Consider the following 23,276-nt stretch of genomic DNA (forward strand, 5'->3'; position numbering starts at 1 on the left):
TCATCCTACACTGTTTATCGGTCAATTTCTACCTTTTTGCATAACCTTTCCTTTCCAAAATGAATCTTTTTTTATTCGTTCGGGTATACCCTAACCAATGCACGTAAAAAAGGGGGATTTTCAAGATGAAGGGACAATTCTTTATTGGTGGACAATGGCTGGATCACGGACGAGAACGGACAGATGTCACGAATCCAGCAACCGGAGAAGTCGTCGGTAGCGTACCAAACGGAACAAAATCAGACGTCAATGATGCTGTCGAAGCAGCACGGAAGGCTTTTCCAGAATGGTCGAAGCGGACAGTATATGAACGCGCTGAACTCTTGGAAAAACTCTATGCCAAAATGATCGAGAAAAAAGATGAACTTGCCCGGTTAATGACGCTTGAGATGGGAAAACCGCTGGCTGAATCAGAAGGTGAAGTCCAGTATGCGGCAAACTTCGTCAAATGGTTCGCAGAGGAAGGAAAACGGGCATACGGACGTGTCATACCGACACACGATGCTTCTAAAAGACTTCAAGTCATCAAACAACCGGTTGGTGTCGTCGCCGCGATCACACCATGGAATTTCCCAGCAGCCATGATTACCCGAAAATTGGCTCCGGCTCTCGTTGCCGGATGTACGTTCGTCATCAAACCACCCACCGCGACTCCATTAACAGCACTTCGTTTACTTGAACTTTGTCAGGAAGTCGGGATTCCAGAAGGCGTCGTCAATGCCGTTACAGGTAGCGGGAAAGCACTCGGTGAATCACTCGCGACACATCCGCATGTCGATAAGATCACCTTCACTGGTTCGACCGAAGTCGGACGGACACTGATGGCTCAAGGAGCAGAGACGATCAAAGCGATGTCGCTTGAACTCGGCGGACATGCACCGATTCTCGTCTTTGATGATTGCGATCTCGATTTAGCTGTTACGGAGACGATCAAGTCGAAATTCCGAAACGGCGGACAGACGTGTGTCTGCGGAAACCGGATCTATGTATCTGATTCGATTTATGACGCGTTCGTTGAAAAACTTGGTCAGGAGACGGCAAAATTGAAAACCGGGAACGGTCTGGATGCCGAAACAAAGATCGGTCCAATGATTAATAAAGCGGGTTACGATAAAGTTAAAAAACATGTCGATGACGCTACTTCAGCCGGTGCTCGTGTCGTCACGGGTGGAACAGGAACAACGGACGAGGAGAACGATGTCTATTATTATGAAGCAACCGTGCTCGCTGACGTAAAACCCGGCATGTTGATCATGAACGAGGAGACGTTCGGACCTGTCGCTCCCGTCCAGCGTGTCAGTTCTGATGAAGAAGCGGTTCGTTACGCTAACCAGACACCATTCGGTCTCGCTTCATACGTCTTTACGAAGGATTACGCGCGTGCCATTCGTGCAATCGAAGGGCTTGATTATGGAATCGTCGGCTGGAATGATGGGGTTCCTTCTGCTGCACAAGCACCATTTGGTGGAATGAAACAATCCGGTCTTGGACGCGAAGGCGGCAGTGAAGGACTCGAAGCGTATCTCGAGACAAAATACATCTCAATCGGTGGACTAGCATGAATGCGGCGGATTGGTTCGTCCAATGTTTAGAGGCAGAGGGAGTCACGCATATCTTCGGTGTTCCCGGTGAAGAGAACATCACATTGCTCGAATCACTTAGTCGTTCGTCGATCACGTTCATCACGACGCGTCACGAAACGAACGCTGCGTTCATGGCAGCGATGTTCGGTCGCCTGAGTGGACGACCGGGTGTCTGCTTATCGACGCTTGGTCCTGGTGCGACTAACATGATGACGGGAATTGCGAGTGCAACGATGGATCATTCTCCTGTCGTTGCCATCACAGGACAAGGAGCACTATCACGGCAACATAAAGCGTCGCATCAAATGTTTGATCTCGTTGATCTATATCGTCCGGTCACGAAGTCAAGTACGTCCGTTCTGACACCAGAAGTGATTCCGGAAATCGTCCGTCGTGCCTTTGCGACGGCACAGAGCGAAAAGCCGGGAGCGACGCATATCTCTTTCCCGGAAGACGTCGCAAAACAAGAACGAGATCAACCTGTGACTCCTGTCAAAAACGACAGTGCTCCGACATATCTTCATCCGTTGACGATTGATGATCCGGACGTTTTACGATTGATCGAGCGATCGCAACGTCCTGTCATCATTGCCGGTTTCGGGATTCACCGTCAACACGCACTTGAGGCGTTTCGGGCATTCGTCGAACAGCTCGATGCTCCGGTCGTCGAGACAATGATGGGAAAAGGCTCCATCTCCTCACAACATCCGCTTGCCGCGCATACGATCGGTTTGCCGGATGTTGATTACAACCAACGAATTCTTGATGCGAGTGATTTAATCATTACGATTGGTTATGACATCACGGAACTGCCCCCGGAAAAATGGAATCCGAAAAAGACGCCGGTCGTTCATCTGGATACGAACCCTCACGAAATCGATGCCTACTATCCAGTCGTTGCAAATCTAGTCGGCAATCTTTCAGATGTATTGACCGTTTTGACACCACTGCTTCCAAAGCGTTCCTGGAACGGTTGGCAACGGAATCGCGATAAGTTGCGCCAAGAGATTCAAGAAACATATTCCCTCGCGCTCCCTTTACATCCTCAAAGCATCGTTCGTGAGCTCGAACGGACGGTTGGTGAAGCCGGAATGGTTTTCTCGGATGTCGGAGCACATAAAGTCTGGCTCGCTCGCCATTATCAAACGACACATCCAGATCAATTGTTCATTTCGAATGGGTTTGCTTCAATGGGCTATGGTTTATCGAGTGCACTCGCAGCCAAACTTCTCTACCCCGACCGACGTATCGTCTGCGCCGCTGGAGACGGAGCTTTTCTTATGAACGGTCAGGACCTCGAGACCGCCGTTCGTTTGAAGCTGCCACTCGTCGTATTAATTTGGCGAGACGGGACATATGGTCTCATCGAATGGAAACAACAACAAGCATATGGAAAATCATCGTACATCACCTTTGATAATCCGGATCTCGTTCAACTGGCTCATGCTTTCGGTGCGCTTGGACTTCGCGTCGGTGAACACGGTTCGCTTGCCCATTGTCTTGATCAAGCTTTCGCGAGCGATGGACCCGTATTGATTGACTGTCCGGTCGATTACCGGGAAAATCTAAAGTTAAGTGAACGTCTCCGGACGTATGGAGGGTGATATATTATGACACAACCACGTAAACTGCAGTCTATTTCTGATTTTGATCAATTTGCGTCCGAGCATAGCGCGTTCGTGATTTGCAAACACAGTACGACGTGTCCGATCAGTGCCGCAGGATTCTCAGAGTATACGAAGTTCGCGGATGAAACATCTGTTCCGACAGCATATCTCTTCGTCCAAGAAGCTCGGACCTTATCGAATCACATCGCTGAACACTATAATGTCCGACATGAGTCGCCACAAGTTCTTTTCATTCAGGACGGCAAATCTGTCTGGACAGCATCTCACTACGACATTACAAAGGATGCACTCGAAACGAACGTTCAGTAACGCTAACTATGAAACAAGCTTCTGGCTGTTTCAAACTAAAGACAAAGCGCAATTTTCCTCTAACGAGAAGAATTGCGCTTTTTTATTTCTTACGAATCATTCTCCTCATTTAGAAAAACGCTTTCAAAACTACATAAAAAATAAAATTATCTTTCTTAGCTATTATTATTTGTAATTCGAACTAAATCGGATTAAGATAAACTACAGATAGAACGACCGTATAGAAATCTGTACCGTTAGTTTAGTTAGGAGGATATTCATGCAACAAAGTGCAACTCACACAGCTCGAGCTCCTTACGGCATCCTCGCCGTTTTGATGATCGGGGCATTCATCGCTTTCTTAAATAATACCTTGCTCAACATCGCCCTTCCTTCAATCATGAAGGATCTAGCGATCGAACCAGCTACTGCTCAATGGCTGTCGACTGGTTTCATGCTCGTCAATGGTGTCTTGATTCCGACATCTGCTTTCTTGATTCAAAAGTATTCGGTTCGTCGCTTGTTCTTACTTGCGATGACCCTCTTCTCGACCGGAACGATTCTTGCCGGATTCGCAGACGTCTTCCCTGTGCTGCTCGCAGGACGGATGATTCAAGCGTCGGGTTCTGCCATCATGATGCCGCTACTGATGAACGTCATGCTCGTCAGTTTCCCGATTGAAAAACGCGGGACTGCGATGGGCTTCTTCGGATTGATTATGATGGGGGCTCCAGCGATCGGACCAACGTTATCCGGTTGGATCATCGAGCATTATGATTGGCGGATGCTGTTCCACTTCATCACACCAATCGCCTTAATCGTTCTCGTCGCTGGTTTCTTCTTGCTTCGTGACGTCAAGGAACGGTCTGCGACTCGGATCGATCTGACTTCCGTTGCACTTTCGTCACTTGGTTTCGGTGGCTTATTGTACGGATTCAGTTCTGCTGGCTCTAAAGGTTGGGATAGTTTCCACGTCTATGGAGCACTGATCGTCGGGGTCATCGCACTCGTGACATTCATTTATCGTCAGCTGCATATGGAACGTCCGATGCTCAACTTCAAGATTTATCGTTACCCGATGTTCGCCTTGTCTTCTGCGATCTCGATGGTCGTCACGATGGCGATGTTCTCGGGCATGTTATTGCTTCCGATCTATGTCCAGACGATTCGCGGTATTTCACCACTTGATGCGGGTCTCATGCTGTTACCGGGTGCCATCTTGATGGCCGTCATGTCACCGATCAACGGGAAGCTGTTTGATAAGATTGGTGGTCGTCCTCTTGCATTGACTGGTTTGTTCATCACAGTCGTCACGAGTTATTACTTCAGTCAACTTGAGATGGATACGACGTATACGCATCTGATCATCCTGTATTCGTTACGGATGTTCGGGATGTCAATGGTCATGATGCCGGTCTCAACGAACGGTTTGAACCAGTTACCAACACGCTATTATCCACACGGCACAGCGATGAACAATACGTTGCAACAAGTATCTGGTGCAATCGGAACGGCCTTGCTCGTAACGATCATGTCAACGCATGCGAAGACTCGTGGCACAGAGCTTGCGACCGAAGCGGCGAAGAACATGACAAGTCAACCGACAGCTGAAGCAGCTGCTGCTTTAAAACAGCAGATTACGATGCAAGCGACGCTTGACGGAATCAACTATGCGTTCTTCATCTCGACGTTCATTGCTGGTCTAGCATTCGTCCTCGCCTTCTTCATTAAACGGGCGACACAAGCTGAAGACATCATTAGCGATCAACGCTCATTGAACGAAACGATCGTCAAACCGCAAGTCTCCAATCAATAAGTGCAAAAGCAGTCGTCTCTCGCGACTGCTTTTTTTATTGTTTGAGCTATATACTGGTACCCCCCATACCTATATGTTAGAGTAAAGATAACAACAAGATTACTAAAGGAGGCACGACTATGGCACACGATCACCCTGTCGTCCCACGAACACATGAAGAACAAGATGCCTTGATGAAACGATTGAAGCGTATCGAAGGACAGGTCCGCGGCATTGCCAACATGGTTTCTGAAGACCGGTATTGTATCGACATTTTGACGCAAACCGCATCGATTCAAGCCGCTTTGCGGCAAGTCGAACTGCAAATCATCGAACGTCACGTCAACATGTGCATGCATGAGGTCGCGACGCGTCAAGACAGTACGGACGCTTACGTCGATGAGTTGATGGCAGTCATTGCCCGTCTGAAAAAGTAAGGAGGGTTTTCTGATGTCAAAAACGATTGAGTTTGATATTGAAGGCATGACATGTGCCGCCTGTTCCGCTCGGATTGAAAAAGTCCTGAACCGGATGGACGGCGTCGAAGCAACGGTCAACTTACCACTCGAGACGGCTCGTGTCTCGATTTCTGATGCCTATGATGATCAAGCGATCATCGAAAAAATTCGCAAAATCGGCTACGAGGCAACGGTCAAACAAGCACCACACGCAACAAAATCGAATCGTCGGATGCTGTATCGCTTCGTCATCGCAGCCGTTCTTTCGCTCCCTTTGCTCGCGAGCATGCTGACACATATTCCGAATAGTCCATTTCATCTTCCATTCTTGATGAATCCGTGGCTACAATTTGCTTTAGCGACACCGGTTCAATTCATCATCGGTGCGCCCTTTTACAGCGGGGCTTATAAAAGCTTACGGAGCGGGAGTGCTAATATGGATGTCCTTGTCGCGCTCGGGACATCGGCAGCCTATTTCTATTCCGTTGCTGAAATGCTGTTCGTCTCTGATATGCCACACCTCTACTTTGAGACAAGTGCGATTCTGATTACACTCGTCTTGCTTGGGAAGGTTCTCGAAGACCGTGCGAAACAACAGACGACAGGAGCGATTAAAAGTCTGCTTTCCTTACAAGCGAAAGAAGCCATCGTTTTGGAAGATGGGCAGGAACGGATCGTTTCAATTGAGGCGATCCAAGCCGGGATGGTGTTACTCGTAAAACCCGGAAATAAAATTCCGACAGACGGTATTGTTCGCGCAGGTGATGCGTATCTCGATGAGTCGATGTTGACCGGTGAATCCGTTCCTGTTCATAAGACTGTTGGCGCATCCGTCATTGGTGGTACGCTGAATACGAACGGTTCCTTACAAATCGAGGCGACAAAGATCGGGCAAGCAACGGTTCTCGCACAGATCATTCGCGTCGTCGAGCAAGCACAGACGGAAAAAGCGCCGATCCAGCGCCAAGCCGATCGGATTTCTGGTGTGTTCGTACCGATCGTCGTCGCCATCGCGCTTCTGACGTTAGCCGCTTGGTGGATGTTCACCGGTTCCTTTGCAGAAGCGATTCGTCCTGCCATCGCGGTTCTCGTCATCGCCTGTCCGTGTGCACTCGGACTCGCAACACCAACTTCCATCATGGTCGGAACCGGAAAAGGAGCGGAACGAGGGATTCTCTTTAAAGGGGGGGCTCAACTGGAGAACCTCCAACATGTCGATGCTGTCGTCTTTGATAAGACTGGAACACTGACAGTCGGTCACCCTGTCGTCGTCGAGACGTTCGGTACGGAGACAGCGCTCGATTTCGCTGCCGCGCTCGAACGTCAATCCGAACATCCTCTTGCCCGTGCCATCACAGCAGAGCGGGATGTCGTGTTTGATATCGAACAGTTCCACGTCGAATCAGGACGTGGGATCACGGGACAAATCATGGGACATGATTTGATCGTCGGATCGGCGCGAATGATGCAGGAACGAAACATCGTTCTTCCTGATTGGACATCACCTGGAGCGACTCTCGTATACGTCGCCGTCGATGGAGAAGTCGCTGCCGGATATGCCATCCGTGACGCGTTAAAAGATTCAGCGAAAGAAACAATCCAGCGGTTGCGAGAGACTAAGGACGTGTATCTCTTGACCGGTGATCGTCGTGAAGTTGCTGATCATCTAGCGGAAGAACTCGGACTCGATCGAGCGTTCGTGTTTGCTGACGTCTTACCCGTTGAAAAGGCAGATGTCATTCAGTCACTTCAACAAACGAAACGTGTCGCGATGGTCGGAGACGGTATCAATGATGCTCCCGCTCTTGTAACGGCGGACGTTGGCATCGCGCTCGGCAGCGGCACGGATGTCGCCCTCGAAGCAGCCGACGTGACGTTGCTTGGACACGATTTAAAACAAGTTTTACTTGCGATCGAACTAAGTGAACAGACGATGAAAAACATTCGTCAAAATCTCGTTTTCGCACTTGGCTACAATACGATCGGCATCCCTGTTGCTTTTCTCGGTCTGCTTGCTCCATGGCTTGCGGGCGCTGCCATGGCATTCAGTTCTGTCTCTGTCGTGACGAATGCGTTACGATTAAAACGTACCCCACTATCTGAAGGAGGAACTTCATCATGAAAGAAACAACGTTATCTGTTATCGGTATGACATGCAATCACTGTAAAGCGAGTGTCGAATCAGCTTTATCTGAAGTCGAAGGTGTACAACATGCTACTGTCTCACTGGAACAAAACCAAGTGACGGTACAGCATGAAGACGTTCCTCGCGAGCGCCTCGTCGATGCAATCGAAGAGATCGGCTATGATGTGCCGACTGCTTAAACATCCATGCCAAACTGCTTCTAACACGCAGTTTGGCTTTTTTATTTTTTGAAAAGCGGGAATATACGGAGTAAGGAGGGGTTCGTATGGTACCGCAAATCGAATTCGTAGAATACTTCGACGACAACAAAGGAAAACGATTCAAAATCGAACTTTGGAATCTCGGAACCTTCACATTCAGTGCCGAGTCAGCTCGTGGACCTGTCACCCGTTTCACCTCCATCGATATTCAATTCGTTCAAACCTGCGTTCAACGAATGCGCTCGATCGTGGACGCCAAAAAAGCATTCCAGGAAGATCAACCGGTCTAATCCTGTCTTTTTTTCATTCTCCTCATGGCACTTGTCATGAGTTTTTTTGTTTCCGGTCAATGTTTTTCAATATTCTCGTCTTTTTTTCGAAAACCAGTATCGCTTCGTCAAGATGAACCGATAAGAAACAGACATCATTTTATTCACATCTTGAGTATTGGAGGCAACTACGTGCGCAATCCTTTTAAAAGTAAGACTACTTCGGTTTATCAAGCTACAATCGGTTTTCCTGATTCTCATCTCATCACGAAGACGGCAGATCCTGATCTTACATCTCGTCTCGTATACATGGGGTATACAGAAGAACAGTTACAGACACTTAAATCGATGGCACCTGTCGTTCAAGGCATCTTAGATGAGGTCCTCGAGCAAGTGCTTGACCATCTATTATTGAATCCAGAGATGGCAACGATCGCGAAACAATCATCGACACGCGAACGATTGAAAAAAGTCTTTGCGGACTACTTCACGAGTCTTCTGACAGGAAACATGGATGAATCCTTCCTTGCGATGCGGACACGGATGGGACAGACGCATAAACACAACTTCGTTCCCGTCACTTGGTTCATCGCCTCATATGCTGCGTTTCAGACGTTGTTGATTCCTAAAATCGTCGAACATTATCAGCATGACCCAGCGCAACTGACAACAGCCGTGCTTGCATTGACTCACGCGATGAACTTAGATGCTCAAATCGTAACGAGTCAGTACGTCGATTCTCGTCTTCATGAAGTAACGGCAGCGAACGAGTCGCGCCGCCAACTGCTGACAGACGTCGTTCGTGTCAGTCAAGAAGTCGCAAGCTCCGTCGAACAGACAGATCATGCCATCATCGAAACGAGCCGACGTGCTTCACAAGTGTTGGCAGAAACAGATCAGACGGAACAGACGAGTCAGCAACTCGTTCAAATGACGATCGCCAACGAACGCCAGATGCAACAGATGGAGCAACAATTCGCACAATCGACACAACAAGTCGGTACTTCACTTGAAAGTATTCATGAATTGAAGACGACGTCGGATGAGATCGTCCAGATGACACAAAGCATCGAAGCAATCGCCAATCAGACGAACTTACTCGCGTTGAATGCGTCAATCGAGGCAGCACGTGCCGGTGAACACGGTAAAGGATTTGCTGTTGTCGCGACGGAAGTCCGGAACCTCGCTGAAAACGCCAAGTCATTAAGTAGCAGCATCAATGGTCTAATCCAAAAGAACAATGGTAACATCACACAACTCGTTTCTCAGATGGAAGATATCACACGTGCCAACACCGCATCTCAGCAAGAATTGCAACAAGTCAAACAAGGAATCCAAACCGTTAAGAGTGAAATGGAAAACTCACTGACGTTGTTTGGTCGTAATAAAGAAAACCTTGGACAAATCGTCGAGACGATCCAAGGTCTCAGTAAAACGACGCAAGGCTTGACGACACTGACGACGGATCTTGTCGCAGCTTCAGAAACACACTAAAAAAAACAGGTCTCTCTTTTTCGGTCATAGCCGAAGTGAGAGGCCTGTTTTTTTAATTGTCTTGTTCTGCCGTGACGACAAGACGTTGATCGTACCCTTTTGAGTTTGTAAACGTACCAATGCATGAAATGAGCGTCAGTTTGTTCATGACGGTCGCACCAAAGATTGATCCGACTGGTGCTTCATCGACAGGATAGGACATGACGTTCGTCACCACGTATGACACCTGTTGTCCCGCTTTCCCTGCCACTTCAATCCGTTGCCCTTTTTTCATCTTGGCTAAATCATAAAAGACAGCAGGTCCCTTTTCATCGTCTAGATGTCCTGCTAATACGACATTTCCGGTTTGACCGGCTTTCGCACCGTATTTATACCACGCGACTTGATCCGTTTTTTTTGGCACATCCATCCGTCCTTGCTTATCCTTCCCGACGACTTCGATGTTTGCTTTCACATCGAGCGTCGGAATCATAATACGCGTTGGAATGAATGCTTCTTCGTCCACCATTTCGGATGAAGTGGACGAAGAAGACGTCGTTTCAGTTTGTTTTGGTTTTTCCGGCTTTGTAGTACCTGGAGGTGATCCCGATTGGCATCCGGCTAATACGAGTAAGAGAAGAAGACTACTCTTAAGCGTTTTGTTTACGACGGACGACATACGCTGTTCCTACTAACAAGGCTGCTGCTGCTGCGACTGCCCATGGTGTAGCAGAAGTCGTATCAGCAGAACCACCAAGTCCTGTATCTGGCATTGATGCCATTTCACCGCCATCTGGAATTAAGAGAACATCAAACGCTGGCTCGCCTTCTAGTAAACCGATTGCGAGAGCTGTATAGTTTTTGCCACTGTCGAGTTTGACGCCATCAAGTGCTTTGACGACATCCGTTGCGCCTGCAGGGCGGACTTCGAGGTCATACGTACCTGCATCGAGTGTACCGTAGTCAGAGACTTTTGAGAATTCAAGGTTGCTAAAGAGTGGGTCTCCACCTTTTGGTGCGACATCAACAGCAGGTGCATCTGGTGCAAAGTGTGCGACACGGACCATTGATTTGCCGTCTTCGCCTTTGCCGTTGTCTTTCATGACAGCAAGTTTAATATCAGCAAGTTTACCGATTGCTGCGACAGAATAGAATTTACCAGCTTCCACATTGAGTGTTTGAGAGAGCACAGGATCTTTTGTTGTTCCTGCAGCGAATACTTCTACTTTATGTTCGCCAGCTGGTAGTGTGAGGTAATCTGTGACATCTTTGAATTTTGCTCCTGATACGGCTTTTTTGCCATCGACCGCGATATCGACTGCCGGAGCATCTGGTGAAGCATGAATGACACGAACCATTGCGTCATCTGCTGCGCCTACCGGAAGCACGAATAGTGCAAACAGTAACGTAGCAGTCACAAACGATAAGAGTTTCTTCATCTTTTTTCCACCTTTCTGATTGTCAAATGTACATCGCTCTCAAACCAACATTCTTACACTTCAGAACATTTCCATTGTGGTGACATCTTAAACTTAAGATACTTCCGTATATGTGTAAAGATTTCAGTGTGCTATGAACTTGTTTTGAAAACACATTGACGTTCTTGAATCCAATGACGATCACGCTATTTCTGACGTTGTTTGCACGCTTTGAGTTGAAGATGACGAGCGGACAGGATGCCGTTTTGTTTCTAATCGGTATTTTCTTAGTTCTGCCACCTGGTGAAGCATCCTCGCAAAGATCATACACCTGCTTAAACACCAGATTGCGACATTCGTTCTACGCGTCGTCCAATGGACATCTGTCAGTCTGATCATCGGATTCGGTGCATTCGGGGTCATTCAGTTCTTCTTCTGAACAAAACAAAAGAGACCGACATCACGTCTGGTCTCTTTTGTCTATTTATTTAATGAATCCAATCATCATTTCGCGTAATACTTTTGCTGCTGCGATCGCTGTCATATCCGATTGATCATATGCTGGGCATACTTCTACCAAATCAGCTCCGATGACGTCGACGTCTGCTCGCGCAATCATGTGAACGACTTCGAGTAGTTCCTTCGTCGTCACCCCACCGATTTCTTGTGTCCCTGTTCCTGGTGCTGCTGACGGATCAAGGACATCGATGTCGATCGTGACGTAGACCTTTTTCCCGGCAAGTGTTGGAAGAACTTGACGAAGCGGCTCGACGATCTCGTATTTGAAAAGGTTGTAGCCTGACGTCTTCGCCCATTCGAACTCTTCTTTCATCCCCGAACGGATTCCGAACGAATAGCAGTTCTCCGGTCCGATCAAGTTCGCGATCTTCTTGAGTGGCGTCGAGTGTGACAACGGCTCACCTTCGTACTCGTCACGCAAGTCCGTATGCGCATCAAAGTGAAGCACAACAAAATCATCATAGTGTTTATCGAACGCTTTGACGACTGGCCACGTGACTAAATGTTCGCCACCCATACCGAGCGGGAACTTGCCTGCTGCCAGTAATGAATCGACGTATTCTTCAATCATATCAAGTGATTTTTGTGCATTCCCGAATGGTAACGGAATATCTCCCGCGTCAAACAACTTCGCGTCGGCGATGTCGCCATCTAAGTACGGGCTATATTCTTCTAAACCAAGTGAGACTTCACGGATACGTGCCGGACCGAATCGTGAACCAGGACGGAAACTGACCGTCCAGTCCATCGGCATGCCGTATAAAATTCCTTTTGCATCCTCGTGAGTCGGTTGACTCGCGATAAAGACTTTTCCTGAATATGCTTCATCAAAACGCATGATCCATTCCCCCTGTTCATTGGTCGTTTGCTGCTGCAAACGCCTCTTTACCTGACAACAGAGCGATTTCGAAGATCGAAACCGCTCTGTTCATGTGTGCTATAGTGACTGAACTCAGCCGTTCGTCAAATCTTTAACGAACTTCGGAAGCGCGAAAGCTGCCGTGTGAAGCTCAGGCGTGTAATACTTCGTATCGATCTCGTGGAAACGCTCTGGTGCGACAGCAAGCGGATCGTGTTTCTTTGATCCGATCGTAAACGTCCAAAGACCACTTGGGTATGTCGGAACGTTAGCGATATAGAGCTTCGTGATCGGGAAGATTTCTTTGACGTCGCGTTGAACATCACGGATCAAGTCTGGTGTGAACCATGGGTTATCCGATTGTGCGACGAAAATACCGTCTTCTTTTAATGCTTTTGAAATACCAGAGTAGAAGCCTTTCGTGAACAAGTTGACCGCTGGACCAACTGGTTCTGTCGAATCGACCATGATGACATCATACTCGTTTTCTGCTTCTGCGATATGCATGAATCCATCCCCAACGATGACTTCGACGCGTGCATCGTCCAATCCACCTGCGATGTTCGGGAGGTATTTTTTCGAATACTCGATGACTTTTCCGTCGATTTCAACCAAAACAGCTTTTTCGACGGACGGGTGTTTCAAGACTTCACGGATGACTCCGCCGTCTCCTCCACCAACGACCAGAACCGATTTTGGATTCGGGTGTGTGAACAATGGGACGTGCGCGACCATCTCGTGGTAAACGAACTCGTCCTTATCTGTCGTCATGACCATTCCGTCAAGTAACAACATCGTACCGAACTCGTCCGTTTCAACCATCTCTAGGCGTTGAAACTCCGTTTGTTCGCTCTCATAAACGTGGTTGACACGGAATGTGATACCGTAATCTTCCGTTTGGTGTTCCGTGAACCATAACTTTAATTTTTGTTCCATTTGCGATAGAACCCCTTTCTTTCATCAAGACAAAAGTTGTTCGTATGCGAGTGGCGTTTACGGCGCTTCTTAATCATACAAATGCGAGTATACCGAATTTCGAAAGAAACTTCTATATAATTCGAAAATTTTTGTCTTCCGTCTTTACTCGACGAACGTCACGATTTCATCAAGCGGACGGCGCTGCTTCTCACGTTTTGGTTCGTCTGCCCGGTAACCGAATGCGACCATGACCGGCACCGTGAAAACAGAACGATCGAGCAGTCCACGATCAACGAGTAATTGCTCGACGGCTTGCTGGTCGAACCCTTCGATTGGACAGGAGTCAATCCCGATTTGTGCTGCCGTCGACATCATGTTTCCAAGTGCAATATAGGCTTGTTTTGCTGCCCAGTCTTCCATCGCTTTCGGGTTATCACCAATCGCGAAATCCTCCTCTAAAAACAGACCGTAACGCTTCGTCCGTCCGGCTTTCGCTTCTTCAGATAGACCAAGGAAATCCATCATCTGCGTGACATGCGGTCCATCTGTCTGCATTTGCTCTCCTGTCCGGGCGAGGAATAAGACGAAGTGACTCGCTGTCGGTAATTGTCCTTGTGCGCCCCAAGAAATTTTTTTTAAGGCTTCTCGGATTTCTGGATTTTGAATAACAAGCATGTTCCATGGCTCATATCCGAACGAGCTCGGTGACAGACGCGCCGTTTCTAAAATGAACCGAAAATCATCTTCTGGGATCATTTGACCATTAAATGCCTTTGTCGCATGACGAGATTGAAATGCTTCAAGAATTGTTTGTTTTTGTTGTTGTTTTTCCATGAGAAATGCCTCCTTCAAAATGATGACTGCTTTTGTTATATCAAATCTGATTTTAGACCGCCTCTGATTTGCTCAGATTAATCATTACGTTAGTTTTTAAGTAAAACGGGAAATAAAAATATTAACGTCTTTCCTTTCACTATTTAAAAATCATTTTAAACATTTGATTATCCGCCATTTTACACCTTTCCTTTCTGGTAATCCCCTAGTTTCTATGGTTTCATTTCCCAAACGATTTGCTTTTTCACCAAAGTGTTTGTTACGGTAGTACCCTGCGTGATTAGGTTTTGTTATCGGATGCACGGGGTAATGATAATGTCGTTGTCATCATTTGATACAGAACAACCATGTAAAATTCGAAAGAAGGTGTGGAACACGATGGAAAATAATCGAAAAAGTAAGATTACAAAAGTCTTTATGGTATCCGTCATTTTCTGTGTGCTCTTTACCATATGGGGAATCTTACCGGAATCCCTAATCGGTGCAGCTAGTCTCGGAAATGTCACAGCTAAAGCACAATCCTTTGTCTCTGGCGGATTTGGCTGGCTTTATCTTCTAGGCATGAGTGCTTTTTTAATCATTGCTATCTTTTTAATCTTTTCCCGCTTCGGTTCCATCCGACTCGGTAAGGATTCGGACCGACCTGAATATGGTCTCATTTCTTGGTTTGCCATGCTCTTCAGCGCTGGTATGGGAATTGGTCTTGTCTTCTGGGGTGTCTCAGAGCCTTTGACGCATTTCCATACACCGCCGGTCGCAACGGATGATCCGACGGAAGCGGCACGACTCGCGATGCGCTATTCGTTCTTCCACTGGGGATTACATCCGTGGGCCTTGTATGCGATCGTCGGACTTGCCATCGCGTACTCGACATTCCGAAAAGGACGTCCTGCTACGATTGGCGACACGGTCGCTTCATTGATGAAGCCTCAGTTCGCTTCAGCCGGTAAAGGTACCGTCGAAGTACTCGCCATCGTCGCAACGGCGTTCGGTGTCGCGACGTCACTTGGTCTCGGTGCGCAACAAATCTCAGGTGGACTGAACTTCTTGACAAGTAGTATTCCGAACTCATTTGCTACACAAATGATCATTATCGTGATCGTCTCTGTCCTTTATATGATGAGTGCCGCATCTGGTCTTGATAAAGGAATCGTTCGTCTCAGTAACGCCAACATTGTTCTTGCTGTTCTACTGATGGTCGCCGTCCTTTTCCTCGGACCGTTTAGTTTCATCATGGACCTCTTCGTCCAAACGACAGGAGCTTATCTGCAAAATTTACCAGTCATGAGCTTCCGCGCATCTGCTTTTAATCCAGATGAACGCGGCTGGATCAACGATTGGACGATCTTCTACTGGGCGTGGTGGATTTCATGGTCACCATTCGTCGGTACGTTTATTGCTCGTGTCTCGAAGGGACGAACGATTCGTGAGTTCGTCATCGGAATCATGCTCGTCCCAACGATTTTCGGATTGCTTTGGTTCTCTGTTTTTGGCGGATCAGCAATTTGGAATGAACTGTTCCAAAACGTCAATTTGATCACGACGATTAACGATAAAGGAGTCGAAACCGGCATGTTCGCTCTGTTTGAGACATTCGGTGGATTAGGCACATTCCTCAGTATCGTCGCTGTCTTCTTGATCACGACGTTCTTCATTACTTCGGCTGACTCCGCGACATATGTTCTCGGGATGCTTTCGTCTGGTGGTAGTCTCATGCCAAGCTTACGCATTAAGCTCGCTTGGGGTGTTCTCCAGTCTTCGATTGCCGCTGTCTTACTTTATGCCGGAGGATTGAGCGCCTTGCAGGCTGCTTCAGTTCTTGCCGCCTTTCCGTTCATCTTCGTCGTCGGTATGATGATTATCGCTCTATTTAAGGAGTTATCAGATGAACCTGATGCCCAAAAAGAAGTAACTGATTTGAAGCAAGATGCTTAAATTGTTTTGAACTCCTCCTTCCGTCGCATACGGAAGGAGGTCTTTTTTGTTATCCTGAATTATGCTGAACAGAAAGAAATGAGGTGACTCATGCGAAAACGTACACGTTGGCTCGTATCCCTTGGGATTCTCGCCCTAGGTAGTTGGTTTTTATATCGTGAAAATAACGTCATCGACGTCTCAGAGATCACAGTGACGTCGGGTCGCTTGCCAAAATCATTTGATGGCTATCGCGTCGTTCAAATCGCCGACTTACATGGCAAAGCGTTCGGATCGGATCAACAACGACTATTAAAAAAAATTAGTCGTAAATCACCAGATCTCGTCGTCATGACTGGCGATTTGATTGACTCGAGGCGAAACGGAGAAGAAGCTGCTCTTACACTCATGAAAGCGCTTGTCGATCGATACCCTGTCTACTTCGTCACCGGGAATCATGAAGTCCGACGAAATTTAACAATTTTACCGAAGCTTGAGCAGCTCGGTGTCACCGTTCTTCGGAATGAAACGCGTGTCATCGAGTATAAAGGACAATCGATTTCGTTACTCGGTATCGATGATCCGACGACGACACGTTGGCGCGAAGGACTATCAGAACCGGATGGGATTCGTCAAAGTCTCGATCAAGCACTGCAAGACGTATCGCCTGATGCGTTCCAGTTCCTGCTTGCGCATCGTCCGGAATATAAATCCTTGTATGCAGAGCGTTCCGTTGATCTCGTCTTATCCGGTCACGCCCACGGTGGACAGATCCGCCTGCCGTTTACGGAAGGTCTGTATGCGCCTGGTCAAGGATTCTTTCCAAGCGTGACGGCAGGCCGCTATCAGGAACAACAGACTGAACTGATCGTCAGTCGTGGTCTTGGGAACAGCCTGTTTCCGTTTCGTCTGTTCAATCATCCAGAACTCGTCGTCTTGACGCTGAAACGACCATGAAAAAAGAACGTGTGCCGCGGCACACGTTCTTTTGTTTAGACCAATGCTTCATGTAAAGCAGTGTCAGCATTTTCCCACATCTCAGGTTTATGAGTCTGCAAGAAATCACGTAACAATTCCTTTGAACGCTCATCCATGTGATCGACGACGATCCGTCCTTTAAGAGATTTATCCATCTTATTGACGTGATCAGCGAGAATCTTGAATCCGCGCCGTGCTTCTGCATCGACTAGCAGATCACAAGCAGCCACACCACCGTAATAGAAGCCTTCAGGTTTACGACCAACCGTCACCCAGACGATCCAGTACAGTTTACCGTTTGGCGTATCGGCTTTATCCGTCGTGAACTTGACGCGTTTCTCGATGGCTGCTTTTGCGTGCATCGCACCCATATCAATGTAAGCTTCCCCGTCTTCCGGAGAAATGATGACTGGTGACATACTATTTAAACTGAGTGTCCCGACACCGAATCCTCCGTGACCGTCTGTAGAGTTATCTGAAATGATATTGAAGTTAATCTTTTTTTCCATCGTGTTTTGTCCCCTTTTATTCCTGTTGCTTCTATCATACCGCATTCCGAGGTGTCTGCAACCAGTCACTCATAACGGAGTAGCTGTAATTGATCCTCTGATGCTCGGCGAATCGTCGGGAGACGATAACACGTCATGGACGCGATCTCCTCATGTGCCGGGGGATTGACCTCCTCAAGATGAAGCAAAGCGCGGTCAAACAGGGTTTGCGCTGCACGACCGAACAAGAAGAGACGCTCCAGCGAAGAACACCGCGACCGAATCGCACGTAACTGATGCGCGAGTTCTCGCACCTTCGCCTCGACCTCTTCTTCCATGTCGGCTGTCGGTTTTCGGTTTTGAAATAATGGTTTGAAACGTACATCATCTTCAAGCAATGTCAGCATCCCGTATCGCTTTGCTTCTTTTTGATTCAGCAATTGCGCCAAATCTTTATCCGTCACGAGTCGACCGAACGGAATGTTCTGTTTGAAGACGATATCTGCGACCTCGAGTCCTTTAGCGCCAGACAACGGATAATTCGTATCTTCCGGTAACGCCCGATCAAAAATCAGTAACGTATGAATCTTCTTCCGTATGATTGCGTCCATATGTCTCTCCTTTTCCGCCGTATGTGTATGACTACCTTCGCTTCCGACAAGAATAGCTCCTACCTTATACCCTTCTTTTTCGAAAACGATGTTCGAATTGACGAATCCCCTATCGAATGCGCTATACTGATGGCGTATCGTCATCATGCTAGAGGGGGAAATGAAGTCATGCCATATGTTACGGTTAAAATGTTATCGGGTCGAACAGTTGAACAAAAACGCGCTTTGATTGAAAAAGTCACGGAAGCGGTGTCGGAAACGACAAATGCTCCAAAAGAAAACATCACGGTCTTCATCGAAGAGATGGAAAAAACGGATTACGGTCAAGCTGGCGTCATGTTCGCAGATAAATAACCAACAAGAGACGTCCGGTCGCTACCGCACGTCTCTTTTTCCCATCTACTTGATCTCTAAGGAGGAATTCTTATGACTACTGTTACTGTACTTGGTGCGACCGGTCGAACGGGTCGCCCTTTGATTGATCGGTTATTAGAAGACGGCTACGATGTCCAAGCACTCGTGCGTTCCGCGTCATCGGACTTACCAGTTCACGATCGACTTCATATCCTGACGGGAGACGCGACAAACCCGGACGATCTTGAACAAGCACTCGCAGGAAGTACCGCTGTCTTCAGTTGTCTCGGTACCGATCAACAGCAGGTTCTCTCGACAGCAATTCCACATCTCGTCACCAAGATGAAGGAAGCAGACATCGAACGGATCGTCTTCATTGGTACAGCAGGCATTCTCGATGCGTCAGAAGAACCTGGAAAGTATCGTTTCCAATCGAGTGAATCCCGTCGCCGCTCGACAATCGCAGCAGAGGATCACCTGAAAGCTTATTTAACTTTAAAAGATGCAGACGTCGACTTCACCGTCATCTGCCCAACACAATTGACGGAAGATAAAGCACTTGATGCTGACGACTTGTTAATTGAGACGACACGCTTCACTGCATCGACAGGACCGATTCCCCGGGAAAACGTCGCGCAGTTCGCTTACGAAGTCTACCGTGACGGAACCCACCATCGCGTCCGTGTCGGAATTGCTTCGCACGGTGAAACGAAATAATAGACAAAAAGAGGCTGACTCAAAAAAAGAATGACGCGTCTTTTCACACCCTTTCCTCAGGCGAGACACAAGCCAGTTTTCCTGCTTCATTCAAGCAGGAAATCGGGTCTTGTTTGTCTCTGACAGCGCATAATGCGCTTTTTCCTGTAGGAGTGGCGTGTGACGCGGCATTCTTTTTGTTACGAGATAAGGGTGGCAGATCATCATTCTGCCACCCTTATCTTTGTAGAGACTGACTTTTGAGTCAGCCCCTTTTACATGTGTAACGATTATAGCAAGACGCTGACGACGATTGCCGTCAAGACACTGACGAGTGTTGCGCCGTAGAGTAACTTCAGACCAAAACTAGCCGCAACGCTTCCTTGGCGGTCGTTCAATCCTTTAACCGCTCCAGCGATGATTCCGATTGACGAGAAGTTCGCAAACGAGATCAAGAAGACAGACACGATTCCGAGTGTGCGTTCCGAGAACTCTTTCGTGTACTCAGGAAGGCTTAACATCGCGACAAATTCATTCGTGATCAATTTCGTTGCCATGACACTACCCGCACTGACGGCTTCCGCCCATGGAACACCCATGATGAATGCGAATGGTGCAAAGATGTATCCGAGAATTTCTTGGAACGAGATACCGAGAACCATCAGGAAGATATCGTTGACCATTCCGATCAAAGCATTGTAACCGATCAACATCGCACCAACGATGATTGCGACTTTGAATCCATCCATGATGTATTCGCCGAGCATTTCGAAGAACGTTTGCTTCTCTTCGACGATTTCAAGAATATCTTCTTCCGGGTCAACCGTGTATGGGTTGATGATTGAGACGATCATGAAACCACCGAACAAGTTCAAGACGATTGCTGTAACGACATATTTTGGTTCTACCATCGTCATGTACGCACCGACGATTGACATCGAAACCGTCGACATTGCTGATGCACACAATGTGTAAAGACGGTTTGCTGGTAATTGACCAATTTGTTTTTTTACTGTGATGAATACTTCTGATTGTCCGATCGCAGCTGAAGCAACCGCGTTGTAAGACTCGAGACGCCCCATCCCGTTGATTTTCGACAAGACGAAACCGATACCGCGCATCAAGATCGGTAAAATCTTTGTGAATTGTAGAATTCCGATCAAGGCAGAGATGAAAACGATTGGTAGCAAGACGTTAATGAAGAACGGTTGTGCCCCTTCGTTCGCTAGCCCACCAAAGACGAAATCAATCCCGATTGCCGCATAACTCAGCAGTTTTTCAAAGACTTTCGCGACGCCACGAATGACGATATATCCGAACGATGTATTGAGTAAAATGAACCCAAGTACGAGCTGAAGAACTAGCATGACCGCAAGCGGTTTCAATTTGATGCCTTTACGATTGCTGCTGACAAGGAGCGCCAAACCAAAAACGATAGCCAGTCCGAGTAGTGCGATAAGATATTTCATGAAGTACCCCTCTATCTATTAGTTGTTTATCAGTTGTACATTCGTACGATGTCTGACGTTTAATTTCTTTCCAAGTAATAGAATAATCAATATTTCGAAGAACTACAAGAGGAAAAGTTCATTTAGTAACCGCTTTCGTTATTTTCATAGACTTTCAAGACAAACTTTTCCAAGCGTTCCCGAACATTGTCCTGACTGAGGTTTTGCCTTCCATATGCTTTCCACCCCGAATAGACGTCAATCGTTTCCGGTCCAAAATCAAAAACAGCCCGAATATCCCACCCGTGATCGTACAAACGGTTCGTCTGTTTAAGGTAACTTTTTAAAAAATGATCCGCCATCTCGACGGATTCGAGCAAGGCAAGATTCAAACGACAATGCGCAAGGTCGACTTCAATGGGACCTACACACGCATTAATCCAATCAATCGTATGACACGTCCCATCCATTTCGTATAACACATTGACCGGATGGAAATCCCGATGAATAAATCGGATTGTTTGACTTTCGATTGGTTCGACCGCCAGTAGCTGACGCCATCTCTCCGGATGCTGCGTCCACGTCGGAACGTGACGTTCCGTCGCATACGGCTGATAGACATAAAGAGATTCTGGTATCGGTAGTGTATGGATTGCCGCAAGCATCTGTGCTAGTCGTTCGACATATTGCTCATCTACCTGATCAAGCCGGATCTCTCCCGGTGAACGCGTCATATATATCCACGGCGGTATTTCGTCCCTAACATCTGTTTGATAGTCCAACACATCTGGTCCTAAGTCACCTGCTGCTCGTAACGCAAACACCTCGTGCAAGACAAGATCAGGCTCCTCATGTAGCCAGTCCTGATTCGTATGGACGCGAAGAATTCCCTCACCGACCCGAAAAACAAGGGAGGATGTCGCGCCTTTTAAGACTTCGACCTCTCCCCCCTCCTGTCCAAGCTGTTGCAAGATGTTCGTAAGGACAGCGGACGATATCATGATGTCACATTACCAATCAATAACTGGTCGATTTGCATCTTCTCATTCGCATGTTCGCGCAAGTCGTGCAAAATTTCTTGCGGGAAGAACAGCTTCTCATCCGTTTGGCGTGACGTCGCAATGGCTTGAACGAGCGGTGAAACTTGCGAAATCTCTTTCATCTGCCCACCCTTCATCTGTAGCATGATCGGCTGCTTACTAATTTCACCGTTATCTCCATATAAATCGTAAGGAAGACGACTGAGTTTATCTTCAAGCAGATAATACGTCGGATTCAAGCCGATTGCTTCGAACAACTCACACAACTTATCGTGGACGAGTTCCCGTTTTTCAGCCGGGTAATCGACATACTTAAACAACTTCCGGTCAACGAATCGCCTCGAGAGATCTGCAAGGATTGGATCCTGCTCATTCGCCCACTGCTGAAAATAGAAGTAGACGATTGTCTCATCGAGCCCAAGGAAATCACGCAACTCCATCTTCTGATCAAATAGCGGCATCAAATGGATTGGTGCGATCGCAAACGGATATGCGGACAGGTACAACTCCTGCGCCCGCTCAAGAATAGCCTTTAATAGGTAATCACTCGATCGTGTCACCGGATGCAGGTAGACTTGCCAATACATCTGATACCGCCGCATGATGTAGTCTTCGATCGAATGCATTCCCGATTGTTTGACGACCATCTGATTATGGGCTGGACGCAATACCCGAAGCATCCGCTCGAGATCGAATTTTCCGTAGCTGACACCGGCAAAATGCGCATCGCGCAATAAATAATCCATCCGGTCAACGTCGAGTTGTGAGCTGATCATCGTAACAAGCAGTTGATTCGGGTGCGTCTTGTTGATGATCGACGCTACTTCTTCCGCAAATCCGTCTCCGACTTGGTCGAGGACTTTCTTGATTTCCGTATCCCCGAGAATGATTCGCTCCGTCCACGTCTCGTGGTTAACACCGAAGACGTTCTCGAATGCGTGCGAAAACGGACCGTGTCCGACATCGTGTAAGAGTGCCGCAGCCAGTGTCAACTCCCGGTACTGATCGTCCCAATCGGCGCGACCGTTGAAGACATCGATCAGTTGACGCGTGATTTCATAGACACCGAGCGAATGATGGAACCGTGTGTGCTCTGCTCCATGAAACGTCAAAAAGGATGTTCCGAGTTGTTTGATTCGGCGTAGTCGCTGAAATTCACGTGTACCGATCAGTTGCCAAATCAACTGATCACTGACATAGATATAGCGATGAACCGGATCCTTGAAGACCTTCGTTTCCTTTAATTGTCCTAATGATTGATACATATGTTTCTCTCCTTTAAATCGTGTCTATATCGTTGTTGTTCGGTTTTGTTTCCAAGGATTCCTGTCTCCCGCGGCGCTTCGCACAGAAACTTTA

The 23,276-nt window shown here is 47.5% G+C and carries 23 protein-coding genes; 13 read left to right on the forward strand and 10 right to left on the reverse strand.

Annotation, left to right across the window (positions count from 1 at the left end):
* The first annotated feature begins 125 nt into the window (after positions 1-125).
* The 9 genes from Q9R23_RS11870 to Q9R23_RS11910 all read left to right on the forward strand — a co-directional run bounded on the left by Q9R23_RS11870 (position 126) and on the right by Q9R23_RS11910 (position 9,861).
* Positions 126-1,562 carry an NAD-dependent succinate-semialdehyde dehydrogenase gene (locus Q9R23_RS11870; RefSeq protein ID WP_311247108.1) on the forward strand — a complete coding sequence of 479 codons (1,437 nt, stop codon included), beginning with the start codon at positions 126-128 and terminating at the stop codon, positions 1,560-1,562.
* On the forward strand, positions 1,559-3,187 hold the full coding sequence (locus tag Q9R23_RS11875; RefSeq protein WP_311247109.1) for an acetolactate synthase large subunit: 1,629 nt from the start codon (positions 1,559-1,561) through the stop codon (positions 3,185-3,187). Before Q9R23_RS11870 ends, Q9R23_RS11875 begins: the two co-directional genes overlap by 4 nt.
* Positions 3,188-3,193: 6 nt before the next feature.
* Positions 3,194-3,520: a bacillithiol system redox-active protein YtxJ gene (gene ytxJ, locus Q9R23_RS11880; protein ID WP_035411320.1), complete on the forward strand. Its 327-nt coding sequence runs from the start codon at positions 3,194-3,196 to the stop codon at positions 3,518-3,520.
* Positions 3,521-3,779: 259 nt separating this feature from the next.
* The gene (locus Q9R23_RS11885; RefSeq protein WP_311247110.1) at positions 3,780-5,315 is read left to right on the forward strand and encodes a DHA2 family efflux MFS transporter permease subunit; all 1,536 of its coding nucleotides are present in this window, start codon (positions 3,780-3,782) and stop codon (positions 5,313-5,315) included.
* Positions 5,316-5,434: 119 nt separating this feature from the next.
* Positions 5,435-5,731, forward strand: a complete 297-nt coding sequence (locus Q9R23_RS11890; RefSeq protein ID WP_311247111.1) for a metal-sensitive transcriptional regulator — start codon at positions 5,435-5,437, stop codon at positions 5,729-5,731.
* Between the two features lie 13 nt (positions 5,732-5,744).
* Positions 5,745-7,874 carry a heavy metal translocating P-type ATPase gene (locus Q9R23_RS11895; protein WP_311247112.1) on the forward strand — a complete coding sequence of 710 codons (2,130 nt, stop codon included), beginning with the start codon at positions 5,745-5,747 and terminating at the stop codon, positions 7,872-7,874.
* On the forward strand, positions 7,871-8,077 hold the full coding sequence (locus Q9R23_RS11900) for a heavy-metal-associated domain-containing protein (protein ID WP_023466808.1): 207 nt from the start codon (positions 7,871-7,873) through the stop codon (positions 8,075-8,077). The genes Q9R23_RS11895 and Q9R23_RS11900 overlap by 4 nt, the downstream gene beginning before the upstream one ends.
* Before the next feature lie 86 nt (positions 8,078-8,163).
* A complete protein-coding gene (locus Q9R23_RS11905) occupies positions 8,164-8,388 on the forward strand; it encodes a hypothetical protein (RefSeq protein ID WP_308102226.1) in 225 nt (74 codons plus the stop codon).
* Between the two features lie 171 nt (positions 8,389-8,559).
* Positions 8,560-9,861: a globin-coupled sensor protein gene (locus Q9R23_RS11910; protein ID WP_311247114.1), complete on the forward strand. Its 1,302-nt coding sequence runs from the start codon at positions 8,560-8,562 to the stop codon at positions 9,859-9,861.
* Positions 9,862-9,913: 52 nt separating this feature from the next.
* Here the strand turns inward: Q9R23_RS11910 and Q9R23_RS11915 are convergent, their stop codons facing one another.
* The 5 genes from Q9R23_RS11915 to Q9R23_RS11935 all read right to left on the reverse strand — a co-directional run bounded on the left by Q9R23_RS11915 (position 9,914) and on the right by Q9R23_RS11935 (position 14,388).
* On the reverse strand, positions 9,914-10,519 hold the full coding sequence (locus Q9R23_RS11915; protein ID WP_311247115.1) for a class F sortase: 606 nt from the start codon (positions 10,517-10,519) through the stop codon (positions 9,914-9,916).
* Positions 10,491-11,279: a DUF4397 domain-containing protein gene (locus Q9R23_RS11920; protein WP_311247116.1), complete on the reverse strand. Its 789-nt coding sequence runs from the start codon at positions 11,277-11,279 to the stop codon at positions 10,491-10,493. The genes Q9R23_RS11915 and Q9R23_RS11920 overlap by 29 nt, the downstream gene beginning before the upstream one ends.
* A gap of 463 nt (positions 11,280-11,742) precedes the next feature.
* Positions 11,743-12,615: an agmatinase gene (gene speB, locus Q9R23_RS11925; protein ID WP_290773770.1), complete on the reverse strand. Its 873-nt coding sequence runs from the start codon at positions 12,613-12,615 to the stop codon at positions 11,743-11,745.
* A 114-nt stretch (positions 12,616-12,729) separates the two neighbouring features.
* The gene (gene speE, locus Q9R23_RS11930; protein WP_023466799.1) at positions 12,730-13,572 is read right to left on the reverse strand and encodes a polyamine aminopropyltransferase; all 843 of its coding nucleotides are present in this window, start codon (positions 13,570-13,572) and stop codon (positions 12,730-12,732) included.
* A 144-nt stretch (positions 13,573-13,716) separates the two neighbouring features.
* Entirely contained in the window at positions 13,717-14,388 is a 672-nt protein-coding gene (locus Q9R23_RS11935; protein ID WP_311247117.1) for an NAD(P)H-dependent oxidoreductase, read from the reverse strand.
* Between the two features lie 378 nt (positions 14,389-14,766).
* Between Q9R23_RS11935 and Q9R23_RS11940 the strand changes: the two genes are divergently transcribed.
* Both Q9R23_RS11940 and Q9R23_RS11945 read left to right on the forward strand, forming a co-directional pair.
* Positions 14,767-16,323 carry a BCCT family transporter gene (locus Q9R23_RS11940; protein WP_290748276.1) on the forward strand — a complete coding sequence of 519 codons (1,557 nt, stop codon included), beginning with the start codon at positions 14,767-14,769 and terminating at the stop codon, positions 16,321-16,323.
* Between the two features lie 90 nt (positions 16,324-16,413).
* Positions 16,414-17,259, forward strand: a complete 846-nt coding sequence (locus Q9R23_RS11945; protein WP_311247118.1) for a metallophosphoesterase — start codon at positions 16,414-16,416, stop codon at positions 17,257-17,259.
* Positions 17,260-17,294: 35 nt separating this feature from the next.
* Here the strand turns inward: Q9R23_RS11945 and Q9R23_RS11950 are convergent, their stop codons facing one another.
* Positions 17,295-17,789: a YwhD family protein gene (locus Q9R23_RS11950; RefSeq protein ID WP_308102229.1), complete on the reverse strand. Its 495-nt coding sequence runs from the start codon at positions 17,787-17,789 to the stop codon at positions 17,295-17,297.
* 65 nt (positions 17,790-17,854) lie between these two features.
* Positions 17,855-18,379, reverse strand: coding sequence for a hypothetical protein (locus Q9R23_RS11955; protein ID WP_311247119.1), 525 nt, complete (start codon positions 18,377-18,379; stop codon positions 17,855-17,857).
* A 168-nt stretch (positions 18,380-18,547) separates the two neighbouring features.
* On the opposite strand from Q9R23_RS11955, the gene Q9R23_RS11960 reads away from it, so the two are divergent.
* Together Q9R23_RS11960 and Q9R23_RS11965 are read left to right on the forward strand one after the other, a co-directional pair.
* The gene (locus tag Q9R23_RS11960; RefSeq protein WP_023466792.1) at positions 18,548-18,733 is read left to right on the forward strand and encodes a 2-hydroxymuconate tautomerase; all 186 of its coding nucleotides are present in this window, start codon (positions 18,548-18,550) and stop codon (positions 18,731-18,733) included.
* A gap of 72 nt (positions 18,734-18,805) precedes the next feature.
* Positions 18,806-19,450 (forward strand): NAD(P)-dependent oxidoreductase, encoded by a 645-nt coding sequence (locus tag Q9R23_RS11965; RefSeq protein ID WP_311247120.1) that lies wholly within the window; start codon positions 18,806-18,808, stop codon positions 19,448-19,450.
* Between the two features lie 269 nt (positions 19,451-19,719).
* Here the strand turns inward: Q9R23_RS11965 and Q9R23_RS11970 are convergent, their stop codons facing one another.
* The 3 genes from Q9R23_RS11970 to Q9R23_RS11980 form a co-directional block, all read right to left on the reverse strand.
* Complete coding sequence (locus tag Q9R23_RS11970; protein WP_214856220.1) at positions 19,720-20,898, reverse strand: NupC/NupG family nucleoside CNT transporter; 1,179 nt, start codon at positions 20,896-20,898, stop codon at positions 19,720-19,722.
* A gap of 122 nt (positions 20,899-21,020) precedes the next feature.
* The gene (locus Q9R23_RS11975) at positions 21,021-21,878 is read right to left on the reverse strand and encodes a phosphotransferase family protein (protein ID WP_311247121.1); all 858 of its coding nucleotides are present in this window, start codon (positions 21,876-21,878) and stop codon (positions 21,021-21,023) included.
* Complete coding sequence (locus tag Q9R23_RS11980) at positions 21,875-23,182, reverse strand: HD domain-containing protein (protein ID WP_214856222.1); 1,308 nt, start codon at positions 23,180-23,182, stop codon at positions 21,875-21,877. Before Q9R23_RS11980 ends, Q9R23_RS11975 begins: the two co-directional genes overlap by 4 nt.
* Positions 23,183-23,276 lie beyond the last annotated feature (94 nt).

This window comes from Exiguobacterium sp. BRG2 (genome assembly GCF_031844245.1).
Lineage (GTDB): Bacteria > Bacillota > Bacilli > Exiguobacteriales > Exiguobacteriaceae > Exiguobacterium_A.